Annotated in this window: 18 protein-coding genes and 1 tRNA gene; 6 read left to right on the top strand and 13 right to left on the bottom strand. The window is 41.9% G+C overall.

Annotated elements, in window-relative coordinates:
• From rplW to AK824_RS02950, 9 genes are all read right to left on the bottom strand, one after another.
• Nucleotides 1-351 (bottom strand): 50S ribosomal protein L23, encoded by a 351-nt coding sequence (rplW, locus tag AK824_RS02990; protein WP_057758700.1) that lies wholly within the window; start codon nucleotides 349-351, stop codon nucleotides 1-3.
• Nucleotides 348-950: a 50S ribosomal protein L4 gene (gene rplD, locus AK824_RS02985; RefSeq protein WP_057758698.1), complete on the bottom strand. Its 603-nt coding sequence runs from the start codon at nucleotides 948-950 to the stop codon at nucleotides 348-350. The genes rplW and rplD overlap by 4 nt, the downstream gene beginning before the upstream one ends.
• A 14-nt stretch (nucleotides 951-964) precedes the next feature.
• Entirely contained in the window at nucleotides 965-1,603 is a 639-nt protein-coding gene (rplC, locus tag AK824_RS02980) for a 50S ribosomal protein L3 (protein ID WP_057758696.1), read from the bottom strand.
• 49 nt (nucleotides 1,604-1,652) lie between these two features.
• A complete protein-coding gene (rpsJ, locus tag AK824_RS02975; RefSeq protein WP_010196670.1) occupies nucleotides 1,653-1,964 on the bottom strand; it encodes a 30S ribosomal protein S10 in 312 nt (103 codons plus the stop codon).
• Nucleotides 1,965-2,374: 410 nt separating this feature from the next.
• A complete protein-coding gene (locus AK824_RS02970) occupies nucleotides 2,375-3,976 on the bottom strand; it encodes an Rne/Rng family ribonuclease (RefSeq protein WP_057758694.1) in 1,602 nt (533 codons plus the stop codon).
• Between the two features lie 120 nt (nucleotides 3,977-4,096).
• Nucleotides 4,097-4,780: a Maf family protein gene (locus tag AK824_RS02965; protein WP_057758691.1), complete on the bottom strand. Its 684-nt coding sequence runs from the start codon at nucleotides 4,778-4,780 to the stop codon at nucleotides 4,097-4,099.
• Nucleotides 4,781-4,885: 105 nt separating this feature from the next.
• Nucleotides 4,886-5,371 (bottom strand): rod shape-determining protein MreD, encoded by a 486-nt coding sequence (gene mreD, locus AK824_RS02960; RefSeq protein ID WP_057758689.1) that lies wholly within the window; start codon nucleotides 5,369-5,371, stop codon nucleotides 4,886-4,888.
• A 118-nt stretch (nucleotides 5,372-5,489) separates the two neighbouring features.
• The gene (gene mreC / locus AK824_RS02955) at nucleotides 5,490-6,350 is read right to left on the bottom strand and encodes a rod shape-determining protein MreC (RefSeq protein ID WP_057758687.1); all 861 of its coding nucleotides are present in this window, start codon (nucleotides 6,348-6,350) and stop codon (nucleotides 5,490-5,492) included.
• A gap of 313 nt (nucleotides 6,351-6,663) precedes the next feature.
• Entirely contained in the window at nucleotides 6,664-7,692 is a 1,029-nt protein-coding gene (locus AK824_RS02950) for a rod shape-determining protein (protein WP_082624553.1), read from the bottom strand.
• A 706-nt stretch (nucleotides 7,693-8,398) separates the two neighbouring features.
• Between AK824_RS02950 and gatC the strand changes: the two genes are divergently transcribed.
• The 6 genes from gatC (at nucleotide 8,399) to AK824_RS13740 (ending at nucleotide 13,628) form a co-directional block, all read left to right on the top strand.
• Entirely contained in the window at nucleotides 8,399-8,713 is a 315-nt protein-coding gene (gene gatC, locus AK824_RS02945; RefSeq protein ID WP_057758683.1) for an Asp-tRNA(Asn)/Glu-tRNA(Gln) amidotransferase subunit GatC, read from the top strand.
• 81 nt (nucleotides 8,714-8,794) lie between these two features.
• Entirely contained in the window at nucleotides 8,795-10,291 is a 1,497-nt protein-coding gene (gene gatA / locus AK824_RS02940; protein WP_057758680.1) for an Asp-tRNA(Asn)/Glu-tRNA(Gln) amidotransferase subunit GatA, read from the top strand.
• Nucleotides 10,291-11,817, top strand: a complete 1,527-nt coding sequence (gene gatB / locus AK824_RS02935; RefSeq protein WP_057758678.1) for an Asp-tRNA(Asn)/Glu-tRNA(Gln) amidotransferase subunit GatB — start codon at nucleotides 10,291-10,293, stop codon at nucleotides 11,815-11,817. Before gatA ends, gatB begins: the two co-directional genes overlap by 1 nt.
• A gap of 114 nt (nucleotides 11,818-11,931) precedes the next feature.
• A tRNA-Pro gene (locus AK824_RS02930) sits at nucleotides 11,932-12,008 on the top strand.
• A gap of 157 nt (nucleotides 12,009-12,165) precedes the next feature.
• Nucleotides 12,166-13,401 (top strand): tyrosine-type recombinase/integrase, encoded by a 1,236-nt coding sequence (locus tag AK824_RS02925; protein WP_057758676.1) that lies wholly within the window; start codon nucleotides 12,166-12,168, stop codon nucleotides 13,399-13,401.
• A 95-nt stretch (nucleotides 13,402-13,496) separates the two neighbouring features.
• Nucleotides 13,497-13,628, top strand: a complete 132-nt coding sequence (locus AK824_RS13740; RefSeq protein ID WP_264753490.1) for a hypothetical protein — start codon at nucleotides 13,497-13,499, stop codon at nucleotides 13,626-13,628.
• 49 nt (nucleotides 13,629-13,677) lie between these two features.
• Here the strand turns inward: AK824_RS13740 and AK824_RS02915 are convergent, their stop codons facing one another.
• From AK824_RS02915 to AK824_RS02900, 4 genes are read right to left on the bottom strand one after another with little or no spacing between them, the layout of a single operon-like run.
• The gene (locus AK824_RS02915; RefSeq protein ID WP_057758674.1) at nucleotides 13,678-14,166 is read right to left on the bottom strand and encodes a DNA phosphorothioation-associated protein 4; all 489 of its coding nucleotides are present in this window, start codon (nucleotides 14,164-14,166) and stop codon (nucleotides 13,678-13,680) included.
• Entirely contained in the window at nucleotides 14,163-16,196 is a 2,034-nt protein-coding gene (locus AK824_RS02910; protein WP_057758672.1) for an AAA family ATPase, read from the bottom strand. The genes AK824_RS02915 and AK824_RS02910 overlap by 4 nt, the downstream gene beginning before the upstream one ends.
• The gene (locus AK824_RS02905) at nucleotides 16,197-16,415 is read right to left on the bottom strand and encodes a hypothetical protein (RefSeq protein ID WP_057758670.1); all 219 of its coding nucleotides are present in this window, start codon (nucleotides 16,413-16,415) and stop codon (nucleotides 16,197-16,199) included.
• The gene (locus AK824_RS02900; RefSeq protein WP_057758668.1) at nucleotides 16,408-18,570 is read right to left on the bottom strand and encodes a DEAD/DEAH box helicase family protein; all 2,163 of its coding nucleotides are present in this window, start codon (nucleotides 18,568-18,570) and stop codon (nucleotides 16,408-16,410) included. Before AK824_RS02900 ends, AK824_RS02905 begins: the two co-directional genes overlap by 8 nt.
• Nucleotides 18,571-18,629 lie beyond the last annotated feature (59 nt).

Genomic DNA, 18,629 nt, shown 5'->3' with positions numbered 1-18,629 from the left:
TTATTCGTTATTCGCTGTTTCACTAGTAGAATCAGTAGTATTCGCTACTTCTTCACCAGCATCAGCCATTTGTACATCTTGACCAGCTTTTAAGGTAACATAGGCTTTTTTGTAGTCGTTACGACGGCCGATGCTTTTACCAAAACGCTTTGTCTTACCTTTAACATTCAAAGTGTTTACTTTAGTGACTTCAACACCTTCAAACATCAACTCAACTGCTTTCTTGACTTCAAGCTTAGTAGCATTAGAATCAATTTTAAATACCTGCACACCAAGTGAGTCGCCAAGCATTTGAGATTTTTCTGAGAATACAGGCCCTCTTAAGACCTGATAAAGTCTTGCGTTATTCATGCTAGTGCTTCCTCAAATTGTTTCGCAGCTTCAACTGACATGATCACTTTATCAAATGCGATCAAGCTCACTGGGTCCACTTCATTTGTACCAAGTACATTGACGTGTGGAATGTTGCGAGCAGCTAAGTATAAGTTTTCATCAACTTCTTTAGTAACGATTAGTGCACGAGGTGCATTCAAATCGTTCAACTTAGCAATCAGTTCTTTGGTTTTCGGCCCAGAAACGCTCAACTCTTCTACCAAAATCAGACGCTCTTGACGAATCAATTCTGCTAGGATGCACTGCATCGCACCGCGATACATTTTACGGTTTACTTTCTGTGACCAATCTTGTGGTTTTGCAGCGAATGCACGACCACCTGAACGCCAGATTGGGCTACGAATAGAACCCGCACGAGCGCGACCAGTACCTTTTTGGCGCCATGGCTTAATACCACCGCCAGAAACTTCGGCACGTGTTTTTTGTGCGCGTGTACCTTGGCGAGCACCAGCTAAATAAGCGGTGACGACTTGATGCACTAGTGCTTCGTTGAATTCACGACCAAATGCCGTATCAGAAAGCTCAACCGCCGCACCTGTAACTGTTTTTAAATCCACGTTAATCCCCTTGCTTAGGCTTTGACTGACGGACGTACGATAACATCGCCACCGGTGGCACCTGGGATAGCACCCTTGATGACAAGTAACCCTTTTTCGGCATCAACCGAAATCACTTCTAGGCCTTGAACGGTAACACGTTTGTTACCCATCTGACCCGCCATCTTCTTGCCTTTGAATACTTTACCTGGTGACTGGTTTTGACCAGTTGAACCATGCGCACGATGAGACACTGAGTTACCATGAGTAGCATCTTGCATACTAAAGTTGTGACGCTTAACAGGGCCTTGAAAACCTTTACCTTTGCTCTGTCCTGTCACATCAACCATCTGACCTTGTTCGAACAAGTCAGCTAGAATCTCGCCACCAATCTCACGACCTTCAAGATCGCTTTCGTTGGCACGGAATTCCCAAACACCACGGCCAGCTTTAACACCAGCTTTAGCGAAGTGACCCTTTTGTGCAGCTGTTACGCGGCTGTCACGACGAGTACCTGTGGTAATTTGGATGGCTTGATAACCATCTACATCAGTATTTTTTACTTGAGTAATGCGGTTTGCATCGACCTCAACAACTGTTACAGGGATAGATGCGCCTGTTTCAGTGAAGACACGGGTCATGCCGCACTTTTTACCGACTAAACCGATCGCCATTTTAGACCTCTTTATATCTTATATTAATGGGTTGGGTGTTTAATGTGCATTAACCCAAAGCAATTTGAACGTCAACACCCGCCGCTAAATCTAATTTCATTAGCGCATCCACAGTTTTGTCAGTTGGTTGAACGATATCAACCATACGCTTATGAGTACGGATTTCGTACTGGTCACGAGCGTCTTTGTTAACGTGTGGTGAGGTTAGAACGTTGAAGCGCTCAATGCGAGTCGGCAACGGTACAGGACCACAAACTTGCGCACCGGTGCGCTTTGCAGTATCAACAATCTCTTGTGCAGATTGATCAATCAGACGATGATCAAAAGACTTAAGACGGATACGGATTCTCTGGTTAGCCATGCCAGCAAGCTCCTAATATGTGCCTTTGTCATTCTTGCGTCGCAAGACCATGATCAAAAGCAGTTTGGTTAAATATTCACTTAAAGCGGCCTTCTGTTCTTAACCAGAATGAGTTCTTTATCCGAACTTATAGCGTGCCAAAAGCAAAATAGTTTAAAGCCCCGCCAACCCTCCTATTAATTGGAAAGTAGCAAAGGCATAATGAAATAGTGCTAGAAACGATGCTCTAGCTGTCATAGCGCCAGCTTTTTTTATTCAGCTGCGCATATATAATTCAGTGGTGTATATTATACATAGTATTTCAGGTATTGCAAGAGCAATCTCTAGTATCATTAGAGATGCTCCTTCTTAGACTGGTTACTAACCATACAAACATTTTCATCTAAAACTATCATTTGTTTTAAATAATATTAATCTAAAACAATATCATACTGCTCTTGGGTGTATAGATTCTCTACATCAAAAGTAATGACTCTGCCCAGTAGATACTCTAAATCAGCTACTGTGTCGGACTCTGTTGTAAGCAGTAAATCAATGACTGCCGCATGAGCCACCACTGTGAACTTTTTGGGAGAATTATAAGTGCGTGCGCAGCGCATAATTTCGCGGAAAATCTCAAAGCAAACCGTCTCTGCGGTTTTGACGAACCCACGACCTTGACAAGTTGAGCACGGCTCACACAGCTGCTGGCCCAATGATTCACGCGTGCGCTTGCGTGTCATCTCTACTAGTCCAAGCTCACTAACCTGCGTAATCTTGGTTTTTGCATAATCTTGAGTAAGCTGTGCCTGTAAGCTCTCTAGCACGTCATCTTTATGCTGTTGCTCAAGCATATCGATAAAATCTAGAATAATAATGCCGCCTAGATTACGTAAGCGCAACTGTCGAGCGATAGCATGTGTAGCTTCTAGATTAGTCTTATAAACCGTATCCTCTAATGAGCGACCGCCTACAAAAGAGCCTGTATTGACATCAATCGTGGTCATTGCTTCGGTTTGATCGATAATCAGATAACCGCCAGACTTGAGATCGACACGGCGCTTTAGTGCGTCACGTAAGTCATCTTCTACACGGTGTACATCGAATAGCGACTGCTCAGCAGTGTAATGCACGATACGATCATAGACGAAGGGAACAAACTCTTTGGCAAAGTATCTGACTTGCTCATAAATCTGCGTATTATCAATGATGACTTTTTCGGTATCAGCGTGAACTAAATCACGAATAGAACGTAATGGTAATGACAGTTCTTGATAGATCAGTTCTGAGCTCTGATGATGATTAATCTCTTGGCGACGAGCACAGATAGTACGCCACAGCTGCAATAGGTAATAGATGTCCTCTTCTAGCTTATCGACAGGCACACGCTCAGCAGCGGTACGGGCAATCAGTCCACCTTTTAGATTGACCGTCTGCATCAGGCTACTAAGCTCAGTCTTTAATCGGCTACGCTCTTCTTCGCCATCGATACGCTGCGATATGCCAATATGATCACTCGATGGCAAATATACTAGATAACGTGATGGTAGTGAAATGTTGGTCGTTAGACGAGCACCTTTACTCCCCAACTGATCTTTGGTTACCTGTACCAAAATACGCTGACTTTCATGCAAGCGATGCTGAATCAATGTTTTAGACGCTGGTACGATCTCCGTACTTTGCGCACTGACAATAGGCGGCGTCACAGCCAAGCTATCAGCAGAAGCCTTGGCAGTCGCATCGTCCTCATTTATCTCGTGCTTAGTGGCCTTAGCCGCTTTGTTTTTTTCTGCAACCGGGCGTGGTTCACGCTGCATATCGTTGACATGTAGAAATGCGGTCCGTGATTGACCAATATCTACGAAGGCTGCCTGCATACCAGGAAGGACACGTACGACCGTCCCCAGATAGATATTGCCGACCAACCCCAGTTTGTGATGTCGTTCAATATAAATCTCGCCCAAAATACCATTGTCTAAAACCGCAACACGGGATTCCATTGGACTAATATTAATCAGCAGCTCTTCGGACATAGTTTTTTCTCTTATCTCTCAGCTTTCTTATTAGACGGTCATCGCCTATTAGATTGACAGTGTAACAAATGCGCCTTGCTCTTGCCCATTACCCTACCGTGTCATTATGTGCATATCCCATTATAACGGGTTGACTGTGTCCACACCGCCTTCTGTCATTTCCTTGATTAGTGCCAGCGTTTGCGCCAGTGGCAGACCAACGACATTGGTATAGCTACCATTAATACGACTGACCCACGCAGCACCCAGTCCTTGAATACCATACCCACCTGCTTTATCAGCAGGTTCGCCACTATCCCAGTAATCGCTCATCATCTGTGTCGTCAGTGGTATAAAAGTCACTTCCGTACGTTCAGTGATTCGCTGCTGGTTAATAATTTGTAAGGAATGTGTAGGTTCTGATGGGCTTCGTTCTGCTATAGGCAATAGCTGTACTTGAGTCGCTTGAACGGCAGTCCATACTTCGTGGACGTTATCAGACATACGCTGCCACATACTATATGCGTGCTCGCGATCGATAGGCTTGACCAAGACTGTCTTACCATCCGACAGCACGCCAATGGTATCAGAAGTCAAAACAATAAACGGTGATGTAAGGCTATCGTGATTTGCTTGAGATGTGTCGCTTAATTGTTGTATCGCGGCATCGGCTTTGGTTTCGACCATGCGTTCGATATAGTCTGTTGGCGACTCATTATCTAACGGCGTCTCATCAATATCTACGCTCAAGATAGTAAAGTCTAGTTGCGCTCTTTCTAGTAGCTCACGACGACGCGGAGAGCCAGATGCCAAAACGATATCCATCGATTTTCTCTTCATTTATCAATTTATGATGTTTACGGTCATACAGTATTGTGGACAGAGCAAGCTAAGCTTTTAAACAAAGTAATCTTAATAACTGATGATTTATTAACGCGAAAACTTGCGCAAAGCAAACAGCACGAGTGGCCAGCTAATGATACTCATAAACAATGACAAAGCCGACTGGGCGACAAAGACGTTTTGAATAAACATCTGTAGTATCCATAGATTTAACTGAAAGACAATTAGCCCTAGACTAGCAATTAACCACGCACTAACGGTATTCAACTGTCTGACATAGATACTGGTAATTTTGATAACCAGTGCAACCACAACAGCGGCGAAAGCTTGCTGCCCTAAATGGGTATCCATCAATAAATCAGCAATCAGTCCAACCGTAAATGCGGTAAAAATGCCGACATAGCGCGGCTGAAACAGCAACCAATAGATCAGCACCATGATCATGACCATGGGACGCAATGTTGCCATGCTTGGGCTTAATGGATAGACATTGAGTGATGATGCAGCGATGAAACTTAGAACAATCACAACTATCAATAGTACCGTGGCATTCTCAGAATCAGGATACGACATGGGTACTTACCTTAGCGAGTGTTTGATGGTTGCGGTTATATTGTTGATTGGATATTGGCAAGGTGAATACCATAATTGAACAGCTTTAAAACATTACTACTGTGACTTACGTCGTTATCTATGGAGCAGTAGCAGCAGCATTGTTCTCGTTTAGCAGCTTGTCTTGAAGTATTAATACATAGGCATTATCAATAAAGTTAGCTGCTGGAGTAACTTCGATCGTTCTAAAGTTGTCGGTTTGCTCGTCTTTGACATGCGCGATACGCCCGACTCGATAACCTGCCGGAATACGTCCGCCCAATCCTGACGACACTAGCTCATCACCTACTCGCACATCTGACGTCTTGAAGACGTAATTGAGACTCAATGAAGATGGGATGCCTTGGCCTGTAACGATGGCACGCTGACCGGTACGCTTGACAGTGACCGCAACTGACTGTTGCTCATCTGTAATCAACAACAGACGGCTAGTATTTGGATAGACATTGATAATCTGTCCTAATACACCGTCTTCATCGATGACTGTTTGCCCAACTTGTACGCCGTCCTGCTCACCTTTATTAAGCACGACAATTTGTCTGAGCAAATTGGTATCTGTACCGATGACTTGCGCCAAATTAAGGTCGAACTGCTCGGGCTTGGTGGTAGATAAGATACCTTGCAGACGTGCGTTCTGCGCCAAAATATAATCTTGCTGTTGTAGCTTGGCATGCGCGTGTATCAATTGCGACTTTAGCTGCATATTTTCGCGACGCAATGCTTCTTTCGATTGTAGACTACCACCTGCCCAATGCTTGGCGTAGCTTGGCAATAGAGACAGCTCATAGATTGGCTGCATGGCGGCATGACTGGTGCTACGTACTGGCTTAAACCAATCAGAGTTTTTGCTATCAAACCACATCAAAATTAAGGCTGCTATCAATACGATAACAGTCTTACGAAGTGATAGCGGCTGGCGAGCAAAAATACTTGGAGTCATAAGTCGTCTGATTTAAGGATTCTAAAATGAACAATAGCACTTATTTACAGCATGAGTGTTTATCGAGGATATTGGGTTCTAGCATAAATGAATGCAATTAAAGGTAGCACAATCGGCTACCTTTAATTTTATATATAGTCAATTTTCTATAAATTGGATACGGTGTCAGTCTCGCTCAGCCTAATACTTGTAGTACTTTCGCTCGGCTTCTTTGTATCCAAATTATATTGAACCGACTATATTTATAGTTTTATCATTCACATAAATCATCATATATTGCCAAGACTATATAGCAATTAAGGATAAAGATGATTTAAACAAAAATCATGTTTAAACTTTTGTTATTGATGAAATCAAGCGCGATACCACCACCGCGACTAACGCAGGTTAGTGGGTCTTCTGCTACCGTCACTGGTAAACCGGTCTCTTGAGAGATAAGTTTATCTAAGTCACGTAATAGTGCACCGCCACCTGTCAATACAATGCCACGCTCAGCGATATCTGATGACAATTCTGGCGGAGTCTGCTCAAGTGCTACTTTTACAGCGCTAACAATACCGCTCAATGGATCAGTCAATGCTTTTTGCACTTCTTCTGAATTGACAGTAAAGGTCTTTGGCACACCCTCTGCCATGCTACGACCACGAACCTCTACTTCTAGTTGGCTGTCTTCATTCAATGCAGAACCGACTTCTTTTTTGATACGCTCAGCGGTCGTCTCACCGATGACACAACCATGCGTACGGCGTACATGGGTGATGATCGCTTCATCAAACATATCGCCACCGATACGAATCGACTCAGCATATACGCAACCAGATAGGGCGATAACAGCAATCTCAGTTGTACCACCACCGATATCCACCACCATAGAACCACTGGCTTCATGAACTGGCATACCAGCACCGATAGCAGCAGCCATCGGCTCTTCTAGCAATAGTACTTTGCTCGCACCTGCTGATGATACTGCCTCACGAATCGCCTTGCGCTCAACTAGAGTAGACTTACATGGTACACAAACCACGACGTTAGGCTGTGCCATAAAGCGCTTGGCTTTTACTTTAGCGATAAAGTGCTTAAGCATTTTTTGCGTCACTTCAAAATCAGCAATCACACCGTCTTTTAAAGGGCGAATCGCTGTGATGTTCGCAGGCGTACGACCTAACATCTGCTTGGCATCGATACCAACAGCGGCGACGGTCGGGTTCTGAGTACGATTGCTTCGTAACGCGACCACCGTAGGCTCGTCAAGCACGACGCCTTTATTAGGAATAAAAATTAGGGTGTTCGCAGTACCGAGGTCGATAGCGATATTATTTGATAAAAATCCAAACAGGTTCATGACTAATATATCCAGCGTCTTACGAATGAGGCGAATGAGATTGACTGAGGTGTTACTCGTCAGTGTTGAGCAGGTCGTCGTTAAACATTACTTGTGGCATCAGTTAATCATCCCAACAAGTCAAAATCCAAACAATAATGATGAAATGAAAAAACTGAGCTAAATTATACCGATTTAGCTCAAAAAAAACATAGATATTTGCATCAGTAAGTAAGGATTTTTGTCTTAGACGCCAAAAGTTGTTACAAAGTTTGAAATAGTAGTGAATATCGTTCAACTCAATGAAACATCATTTAATCTGATAACTAACAAGGCTCTACAGGCAGATGAATGTTTTGCTTAATAGCAGATGCATACTGTAACGTATTTTAGAAGCTAATTGGAGAGCAATTGAGGAACAATGATGAATTAGGGGGTCAGTTTTGCAATTCTCTGTAAATCATTGTGTCTTAATTGGCATTATGGCTTGGCTGGCACCATATCTTATTTAATATTACGTTTTTATCAATTCAGTCTCTTGGTTGAGATTGTGCATCAATCAAGCGTCATGCTCTGTAAACTTGAGTCAGATGCTTTATAATAAGCCCACTTACTATTTGTTTATATTTTAGTTGTTTATATTTTAGTTGTTTATATTTTAGCGCTTACGTATTTTCCTTTTCGTAATCAACTACTCTAACAAAAACTGTCCTTAACTGGAGAAACTATGTCTCAGCAGCCAGCAACGTCTGACAGCAACGTCAGCCGTGAAGAAATCCTAGAAGTTGCCAACCTTGCCCGCTTAGGTGTCGATGAAAGTACAGCCGATAGCTATGCTGATGATATCAGTAAAGTATTAAAACTGATGAATACGCTATCTAACGTTGATACCACAGACATCAAGCCACTAGCCAATATCCATGAAGCTTGCCAAGAGTTGCGTGCTGATGTGGCAAAACACGATATCAATCGTGAGCGTAATCAATCAGTTGCGCCTGCCGTAGAAGAAGGCTTATATCTAGTGCCTCAGGTGATTGAATAATAGTGGCTGAATAACACAATTACGCATTTGCCATTACCTCATTTTATTTTATGCTATTAACATTTTGACGGACGACACCTTATGTCTGAACTTCATTTATTAAGTACCGAGCAGCTCATTACTGGCTTGCAAAACAAACAATTTAGCAGCGCGGAATTAACTGAACACTACATCAAGCGTATCGATGCGCTAGACAGTAAGATTAACAGCTTTATCACTCATACTTCTGAGACAGCACGCGCACAAGCAAAAGCGGCAGACGAGTTGCGGGCACAGGGCGACCAACGTCCACTACTTGGCGTACCAATGGCGCATAAAGACATCTTTTGTACCCAGGGCGTACTGACCACTTGTGGCTCAAAGATGCTACATAACTTTGTCTCACCATATGACGCGACTATCGTTTCTAACATCGACAAAGCTGGCATGATTAGCTTAGGTAAGCTCAATATGGATGAGTTTGCGATGGGCTCAGACAACAGTAGCTCTTACTACGGTACGGTACAGAACCCTTGGAACCTAGAGCGCGTCCCTGGTGGCTCGTCAGGTGGTAGTGCTGCCGCCGTTGCCGCAGGTTTTGTTCCTGTTGCTACCGGTAGTGATACGGGTGGCTCTATTCGTCAGCCTGCCTCATTCTGTGGCCTAACAGGTATCAAACCTACTTATGGCCGTGTGTCACGTTTTGGTATGATTGCCTACGCTTCAAGTTTGGATCAAGCTGGTAGCATGGGACGCAGCGCTAAAGATTGCGCTTACCTACTACAACCAATGATTGGTCACGATCCACGCGATGCAACTTCTATCAAGTACGAGATGCCTGACTACGTACAAGACATCAATGATGCCCAAGCTGCTGCTGGTGATAAGCCATTTGAAGGTCTTCGTATTGGTGTGGCCAAAGAATACTTCGGCACAGGGCTTGATAGCGAAGTTGAGCAAGCAGCACGTGCCGCGCTCAAGAAATACGAAGAGCTGGGTGCAACGATTGTAGAAGTGAACATCACTGATCCTGAGATCACGCTTGCCACTTACTATATGCTAGCGCCTGCTGAAGCATCATCGAACCTATCACGCTTCGATGGCGTACGTTTTGGCTATCGCTGTGAGAATCCAACTGACCTGATTGATCTATATACACGTTCACGCTCTGAAGGCTTTGGCCCTGAAGTACAGCGCCGTATCTTGACAGGGACTTATGCGCTATCGGCTGGCTACTTCGATGCTTACTATACAAAAGCACAGAAGATTCGCCGCTTAATCGTCAAAGACTTCGATGAAGCATTTGCTAGCTGTGATGTGATTGCTAGCCCAACTGCACCGACTGCGGCTTATAAGCTTAGTGAAGACCTAGATCCTGCAACGATGTATTTAGGTGACGTTTATACCATCGCGGTCAACCTAGCAGGTCTACCTGCCCTCAGTCAGCCAGTTGGTTTGACGACAGAAGGCCTACCTATTGGCTTGCAATTGATCGGTAAGCACTGGCAAGAGAGTCAACTGCTCACGACAGCGCATCTGTTCCAGCAGCACACTGATCATCACCTACAACACTCTACCATCGCAAAGGAGACGGTATAATGAGTACAGCTACTACTGATAACAATGCCGTCCGTGAACACGCCGTGCGTAAAGAGCTATTTGTCGATGGCTATGAAGTGGTCATCGGTATCGAGATTCACTGTCAGCTAAATACGGAAAGTAAGATTTTCTCAAGTGCGCCGACTGATTTTGGTCATGAGCCAAACAGCCAAGCAAGCATCGTCGATTTGGGTTTACCTGGCGTATTACCAGTGCTAAATGCTGGTGTGGTCGATCGCGCGCTAAAATTCGGTATCGGTGTCAATGCTGAGCTGGGTCTATTTAATACGTTTGACCGTAAAAACTACTTTTACCCTGACTTGCCTAAAGGCTATCAAATCACCCAGATGGCTAATCCTATCGTAGGCGTTGGCTATATCGATGTCGTGGTCAACGAAGGCGAAAAGAACGAATATCCGAAACGTATGGGTATTACTCGCGCGCATCTAGAAGAAGACGCGGGTAAATCTGTCCATGACGCAGTCGACGGTATGACTGGCGTGGATTTGAACCGTGCTGGTACGCCGCTGATAGAAATCGTCTCTGAGCCGGATATGCGCTCAGCTCACGAAGCACTTGCTTATATCAAAGCCATTCATCAGCTAGTCACTTGGCTAGGTATCTCAGACGCAGTGATGGCCGAAGGCTCATTCCGCTGTGACTGTAACGTCTCTGTGCGCAAGCCAGGTGCTGATCTCGGTACGCGTACTGAGCTAAAGAACCTAAACTCGTTCCGCTTTATCGAACGTGCTATCAATCGTGAAATCGAACGTCAAATCGATATCCTAGAAGATGGCGGCAAAGTCGTACAAGCAACGATGCTATATGATCCAGAGCGCGACGAAACTCGTGTGATGCGTACCAAAGAAGACGCCAACGACTATCGCTATTTCCCTGATCCTGACCTGCTACCTGTCCGTATCGAGCAGCATACGGTTGATGCGATTAAAGCGGCGATGCCTGAGCTACCTGTGGCACGTCGTGCACGCTTCGAAGAAGCACTTGGTCTATCAGAATATGATGCTCGTATCCTCACTGGTAGTCGTCAAATTGCTGACTACTTCGAAGATGTAGTGGCTGAAATCGGTCAGCAAGATGCCAAAATGGCTGGCAACTGGGTCATGGGTGACTTACTCGGCGCCCTGAACAAAGATGACACCGACATCATCGACTCCCCTATCAGCGCCAAACAATTGGCTGGCATGCTTAAGCGTATCAAAGATGACACACTATCTGGCAAATTGGCCAAAAAAGTCTTTAGTGCTCTATATGAGCGTGAAGGCGGCGATGGCGATGATGCAGCAGATAAAATCATCAAAGACAAAGGCCTCAAGCAAGAGACCGATACTGGTGCTATCAAAGCGATGGTCGAAGAAGTCATCGCAAAAAATGAAGCGATGGTCGAAGAATATCGCGGCGGTAAAGAAAAAGCCTTTAACGGTCTGGTCGGTCAGGTCATGAAAGCCAGTCGCGGTAGTGCTAACCCACAGCAAGTGAACCAAATTCTAAAAGAATTATTGGGTTGATATTGGCTGCTAAGCGATTATACTGACTATGCTATGCAGAATAATATTGTAGAGTTTGGCTGCTATAAATAGCCCTTGCAATATACATAATTTTGCGTAAAATAGTCAGTCACTCGGGGCGTAGCGCAGTCTGGTAGCGCACTACACTGGGGGTGTAGTGGTCGCAGGTTCAAATCCTGCCGTTCCGACCAAACACGATATTAGGGCAGACCGTCATTGACCGTCTGCCCTTTTATTTGCAAGCCATTCAGCTGAATTAGCCTTTTTTGAAGGCATTTGTTATCCGTTACAGAACGTAGTAATCCGTCTAAAATGTTGGTATTATCGTTGGTATCATACGATACCATAATGGATAATACCAACATGAGTCTAAATAATACACAGATAAAAAATCTTAAGCCTACCCAAAAAGCAATAGACTCAAAACGACCTGATAAACATAGTGATGGTCAAGGGTTACAATTATGGGTGCGTTATACAGGCGTTAAGTCATGGATCAGCGCCTACCGCTGGCAAGGCAAACAGCAAACCCTTACTATCGGTACTTACCCAGTAATGAGCCTACAAAGTGCACGCCAGCGCAATCTTGAGATCAAAAGATTAATAGTTGATGGCATTAACCCAAAAGACGATAAGAAAAAAACACGAGCAGAAAATGACGGATCAAAGGCTTTCGATACGATAGCTCAGTGTTGGCATAATGACCGTAAAGCACATATAGCACCTACTACCCATAGCCGTGACTACTCACAATATCAGCGCGATATTAAGCCCGTCATTGGTCATATGAATATAAATGAGATAACTGCGCCTGATGTTTTAGCTATTGGTAAAGCTATCGAAGCTAGGGGCGCTAGTGATATGGCAAGACGCGCAATACGTCAAACAGGGCAAGTCTTTAAACAAGCCATACGTGAGGGCTTAACCAACCTCAACCCAGCCGACGACCTAACTGAAGCACTAAAACCGCATAAGGTAAAGCACCATAGTCGCATCACAAGCCAGCAACTACCAAAGCTACTACAAGACATTAACGCCTATGATGGTGATGTACTGGTGAAGCTAGGCCTATGGTTTATGTGCTATACGTTTGTGAGAACGCAGGAATTACGCTTTATGGAATGGAGCGAGATAGACTATAAAGACAAGTTATGGCGCATACCTGCCGATAAAATGAAAATGGATAGACCGCATTTAGTGCCGCTTACACCGCAAACAATGGCGATCTTAGAGCAAATCAAGACGCTAGGCTTTTCGGACAAGTATGTCTTCTTTAATCCATCGACGCGTAAGCCATACAGTACCAATGCTTTTATTACTGCCCTATGGCGCATGGGCTATAAAGGCAGAATGACAGGGCACGGATTTCGCGGACTTGCCAGCACTACCTTACATGAACAAGAGTTTATGCACGAAGCTATAGAGCTACAGCTGGCACATGAAAAAGAAAACAAAATAAGCAAAGCCTACAATGGAGCTCAACACTTGCCTTATCGTACCGACATGATGCATCAATGGGCTAATTATATTGATGATGCGTTTGCTGGCAAGACTGAAGTTAGGATAGATGATTCAAAAGTGTAAGATGGTTGAGACATATGTGTTTAAGTAAACAAAAATATTGAGCCTTTCCTAAAAACTGTGTAACAGCTTATAATCTCCTAACAGGAGAATAATCAATGACTAACCAAAATGACATTAAGAAACTGGCCGAGCAAATGGCTGGTAGCATGAGCAGCTTTGATGATATCAAAGACTACCAAAGCTGCTCATGCAATCCTTTATCGATACCGCTCTTGAAGCTGACATGAAAGATCATCTCGGCTACCCAAAGCATGAAAAGATGGAAAATTCTCTCATTCAGAAATCCACATCTAAGTCATCATTACTGATACCTTGTTCCAAACCTTCTTGACTCTTCATATACTCCCAAATTTTAGCTTCTAGAGTTTCAACTCTACTGTTATCTGTGGGGTTGCTTCTAAACCAGTCTTGAATAATATCCAACCCGCCATTACAGTAATCTTCAAAGATTTTAATTGAGTCAGATAGGTTGGGATCCTTTAAACAGGTAGCATTTTTATTTTCCATCAATGCTAATAAATATATAAAGCCGTCGTCTTCAGTATTATAATATGTTCCTAACGTTATCGATATTTTATCGCCTGATAAAGATAATCTCTTATTATAAGCATAACCAATCATTGCAGCGAAAATCATAAGATCCTTGTTGTAGGTAAAGATTGCTGTCTCTTTATCCTCAACCAGATTATGAATTAAATTTTCATGTCTTCTTTCACGATTAACATTTAACCCTCGCCAATCGGTTTTATTATTCCGTCCCATCATACTTTCACCTCCTCAATAACTGTTCTATCGATGCCACAGTCATAACGTACGGTATCAACCTTATTCCCTTTGACAAATATAGGATTAAGCTCCTTGCTCCCTTGAGAAGATGCTACTTCTGCAACTAGATTATATTCTTTGCCTACTCTTTCTCTGATATTTTCTTCTACTGTACCCTCCCAATGACTAGAGGATAATAAGAAAACAACCTGCTCAACCGACTCAGGAATAGATTTAGCCATATTACCTTTATAAGTATTATCAAGAACACCAAAAGGAGCATCAATAACGAAAGGTGCTATGACCCCTGGAGTTAGGATTTCACCTTGAGCATTTTTTCTTGTAGCAGCCAGCTGAATTAAGCTAGATATAAAGGTCAGACTCAATAAAAGCTGTTGGCCATCACTCATTGCTACATTTCTATTTTGATTATCAATGAGACGAATATTAAATGTCTCTTTATCTATTTTAGCCTTAAAGTCCTGTCGAACGTATAAATCTAAAGTGTCATTAATTAGCTTTGAAAGTTCGTTAAAACTGCTTTCTTCTGCCTTTTGAAGTGTATTAATTAACAAAGACTCCACTTCATTAAGTATGTCTAGTGACTCTTGATAAATATCAATCCCTGTTGATTGAGCTTGCAATTGATTGATTTTACTTTGTGTCGCATCAATAGATCTTTTCAACCTGTCCGTTTCTACCTCTAACCGACCTTGAGTTCGATATTCAGTATCTTTATGCTGCTGGTGTGACTTCCTTTGGTTCTCTAAGCTAACAATCTCGTCAATATTAAACTCTGTCATTCTCAATGATATTTCTTCAAGCTCTCGCTTTGTGTCCTCCAAATTATTATGAAGCTGAATTAAGTCGTTTTGATTGGCTAATAAATGACCTTTAGCACCTTCATTCTTCGTTTGAATTGACTTGAGTGTTTCACGTGCTCGAATTACTCTATTACCCTGATCAGGATCTGCAGCACTCTTCAACAACTTACTAATATTATTGTAAGCTTCGGAATTGTCATGAATAGGAGCGCCACAAATACACGCATGTTCTTCAAGTATCTGTCTAACTAGATTCTCATTATATGGTGCTGGTATCGTTCCCTTAAACTCTTCTTCATTAATAAAGTCTAAAGCTTGAGATGCCAGTTTTTTCGCAAAGACATGCGCGCCGTACATTTTAATAAGTCTAACCTTTTCAACCTCTTTACCCTTAATTCTTTGTATGAGAATGCTTTTTTGCTTATCGAGTTTGGCGCGATTTTGATGGTTCTGTTTAACCACGGTGCTATTACTGTTTGCTAACTTTTCATCAATATCTAAAATTAGTTGCTCATACATTCCTATATTTTTATCACAAAGGCCCAAACGTGAGTCCTTAGCAATTTTTTCTTGCTCTAATTTTGATATTTCCTCACTAAGCTTAGCTAATTCCGAACCTTTATTTCTTGTAGCCACTTCTTTTCGATAATCTTTTTTGATATCACCAAGGTCATCAATTGCTTGCTGAGCTGTTTTAAACCCTAGTATATTCTGAATAGCCTCTTTAACTTCTCTGTTATGTCCTACTTTAGCTTTTGTAAAGCTGCCTACCCCTTCTCCTTGGAAGAAGAAGTACTCAGACATCTCTTTCGGAAGTATCGAGTTTATGAACAACTCAGGATCATTAATTGGTTTAACACCAGTCTCGAAGTCGTCCCTAGTCATTTTAAAGTAATTTTTACTTATATCGTTATAACCTCGCTCACAATAAAAATATTCACTATCCTCCTCGAATTCGATAGCAACATAATAGGTATTATCCCCGTCATCGTGAGCATAGTTATTTAGTAAATTATCTTTCTGACTAAAGTTAAGAGTCGTTTCTTCGAAAAAGCACCATTTGATAGCATTCAGCAAAGCTGTTTTACCAACTCCATTTTCAGCATGGATTAGAGTGATATTTTTTTTTGCATCGGTAGAAAACTCTATTGATTGCTCGCCATGGAACTGCCTGAAGTTTTTCATCTTTAAAGAAATTATCTTCACTTATGCCCCCAGATTACTTTTGAAATTACCAGATTTTCTAGCTTCTTCAATAAAGTCTTTTATGTTTTTTTTACGTTGCGCTGGCTTTTGATCAGAGTATAGATACTTTCTTTCCTCATTAAGTATCTTGCGGGTTAACTGTCTCAAAGGAGTCTCAAGTTCCTTTTCAACTAGCTTATTAGCTTCTTCAAACATTTCTCTTATATTATTATTAGACACGCAAAACCTCCAATTCCTGTAGATGTGACTCAATCTCTATTTTATTTGTTGCAAGTAATGAAAAATCTCTTACTCTTTCTAGCTCTGACTCATAAAGCTTCTTTCCGAAAATGGATTTGCTATATGGGCAAGGTAATACTACAAAGTCATGTATTGTGGCTTTAGTTTTACCTGGAAACTTTCTCAAGACTCTTCCCCTACGCTGAACGTACTGTCTGGGGTTTTTCGTACTTGCTAGAATATAAGCAGTACTACAGGCAGGGACATCAATTCCTTCATCAAGAACTTTCATCGCTATTAAGGCATCAACTCTTCGTTGCTTAAACAAATGTAATAACTCATCTCTTTCTCTTTTAGTTGTCTTACCTGTAAATTGAGCTGTTTTCCAATCGTTATCTCTCAAAGTTTTTGTAACTTGATCAATGATAATATTGTCCTCAGAGTCTTTACCTTCACCAACATAAAATAAAGTGAGTTTACGTTTTTCTTTAGATATATTGGAAGTTATATCTCTCAACTTGAATATCTTGTTTTCCGCACTTCCTAACAAACGACTTCTTTTTGAAGTGAGGGTAACCATTTTTTCACGATTATCTTTTGACAGGTTACCACCTGAATTAATCATTATTTTTCTAATGCTTTCAGATAGCTGGTCATACTCCTCTTGTTCAACCTCAGTCAAATGAATTGGAATAATGTGATAATCATAAGGGGTTAATACCTCATCTAGAATTGCATCTTCGAGACTGTATTCATGAACTATGGCTTGGTAATAACTCAAGATATTATCCATTGCATCATTGCCGAATGGACTTTCTAACATATCGTCATCATCATTGAATGGTGTGGCAGATAGACCTAGTTTGAAAGCTGCATCTGGCAATAGCGAACGAGTTTGGTTTGCACCATGTCTATGACATTCATCACCTATGAACATTAAACTATTCAAGTTAATATCTTTTATCGCTTTTTGAAAATGATCTGAACATAGTGTTTTATTAACAACTAAAATACAGACGAACTTTGAGCTCCCAAATTCAACTAATTGCAAGTTTCTCGCCAAAGAACCCTCCCATTTAGACCTACTGTCGAAGCACTGAATAGGAGTTATATTAAACAGCTTAAGTTCTTTCACCCATTGCTTTGCCAAATCTATGTAAGGCACACTAATCATTACGATTAGTGACTGATCTTGTTTTTGTTTTGCCTCAAACATCTTCGTTAAAGCGTATATTGACGTTATTGTCTTACCTGAGCCAGTTGCATGCTTAAGAATTCCTGTAAATTGATTAGCTCGCCAGCTGTTCAAAGCTTCTCGTTGATGCGGCCTTATATCAAACTTATGAGTACCTAAGTATTCAGGAACTTTAGGCAAGGCACTCTGAGATAAAGAAATACCATCTTCTAAATTATCATCAAGTTGCAATAAAATTTTTTCAAAATCCAGTCTATTATTTTTAGACTGTTTAATTTGGCTGATTATATAATCAGCTATACGCTCATATTGCTTTGAGACTACGTCAAGAACAACTATATCTTCTCTATTGCCCTCCCAAAGTTGTTCGAAAGACCTTATATAGTTTTTACCGTAATCTTCGAAAACGGTTTCCTGCCAACTCTTATATACACTTACGGATTCAGCATTAATATGTTCAAATAGAGCAGAAGGGGTCTCATTTGCAGACCCTTGAAAGACTACGCAGTTGTCTTCTTCATCATAAACAACCCCTATCTTTTCATGAAACATACCTTTCGGTCGAACAGCAAATTTAATTTCCAGCCTTTTCGAGGCGACTAGATAAGCTAAGACCTGCAACCTACCTGTATTAGCTTCCGTGCCATCCATCATTTCAATCAGCTTATTAATATAATGCTCGGTCAACACCTGACGACTTTCCATCGTTTCATGTAATATAGCCTCATATTCGTCTTTCTCTAGTGGCTCGCCAATAATTAATCGCATGCGGCCATTATTTCTAACTAAACTACTTAGTCCTTTGAGATTACAAGACAAAATCTCTGACGAAAAAAAACCAACTGCTCTATCGTAGCGTATAGCAGACGATAGTAACGGTCGGTAAAAGTCAGTGAATAAATTATCTTCACCAGTACGATAAACAGGTTTTAGATTCAAATCTTGAAATGATGGACCCATGCTATACTCTTAATTCAAACCTATAAAATTTAGAAACAAGCTCTTAGTAGTATACGTTC

Source organism: Psychrobacter sp. P11G3 (genome assembly GCF_001435845.1).
Classification (GTDB): Bacteria; Pseudomonadota; Gammaproteobacteria; order Pseudomonadales; family Moraxellaceae; genus Psychrobacter.
The sequence above is the reverse complement of the archived record's forward strand: the minus strand, read 5'-3'. Positions and strand labels throughout refer to the sequence as shown.

Coding starts and splice junctions, on each gene's coding strand:
- rplW (WP_057758700.1), bottom strand. CDS start 351: ATGAATAACGCAAGACTTTATCAGGTCTTAAGAGGGCCTGTATTCTCA.
- rplC (WP_057758696.1), bottom strand. CDS start 1,603: ATGGCGATCGGTTTAGTCGGTAAAAAGTGCGGCATGACCCGTGTCTTC.
- rpsJ (WP_010196670.1), bottom strand. CDS start 1,964: ATGGCTAACCAGAGAATCCGTATCCGTCTTAAGTCTTTTGATCATCGT.
- AK824_RS02970 (WP_057758694.1), bottom strand. CDS start 3,976: ATGTCCGAAGAGCTGCTGATTAATATTAGTCCAATGGAATCCCGTGTT.
- AK824_RS02965 (WP_057758691.1), bottom strand. CDS start 4,780: ATGGATATCGTTTTGGCATCTGGCTCTCCGCGTCGTCGTGAGCTACTA.
- mreD (WP_057758689.1), bottom strand. CDS start 5,371: ATGTCGTATCCTGATTCTGAGAATGCCACGGTACTATTGATAGTTGTG.
- mreC (WP_057758687.1), bottom strand. CDS start 6,350: ATGACTCCAAGTATTTTTGCTCGCCAGCCGCTATCACTTCGTAAGACT.
- AK824_RS02950 (WP_082624553.1), bottom strand. CDS start 7,692: ATGAACCTGTTTGGATTTTTATCAAATAATATCGCTATCGACCTCGGT.
- gatC (WP_057758683.1), top strand. CDS start 8,399: ATGTCTCAGCAGCCAGCAACGTCTGACAGCAACGTCAGCCGTGAAGAA.
- gatA (WP_057758680.1), top strand. CDS start 8,795: ATGTCTGAACTTCATTTATTAAGTACCGAGCAGCTCATTACTGGCTTG.
- gatB (WP_057758678.1), top strand. CDS start 10,291: ATGAGTACAGCTACTACTGATAACAATGCCGTCCGTGAACACGCCGTG.
- AK824_RS02925 (WP_057758676.1), top strand. CDS start 12,166: ATGGATAATACCAACATGAGTCTAAATAATACACAGATAAAAAATCTT.
- AK824_RS13740 (WP_264753490.1), top strand. CDS start 13,497: ATGACTAACCAAAATGACATTAAGAAACTGGCCGAGCAAATGGCTGGT.
- AK824_RS02915 (WP_057758674.1), bottom strand. CDS start 14,166: ATGATGGGACGGAATAATAAAACCGATTGGCGAGGGTTAAATGTTAAT.
- AK824_RS02900 (WP_057758668.1), bottom strand. CDS start 18,570: ATGGGTCCATCATTTCAAGATTTGAATCTAAAACCTGTTTATCGTACT.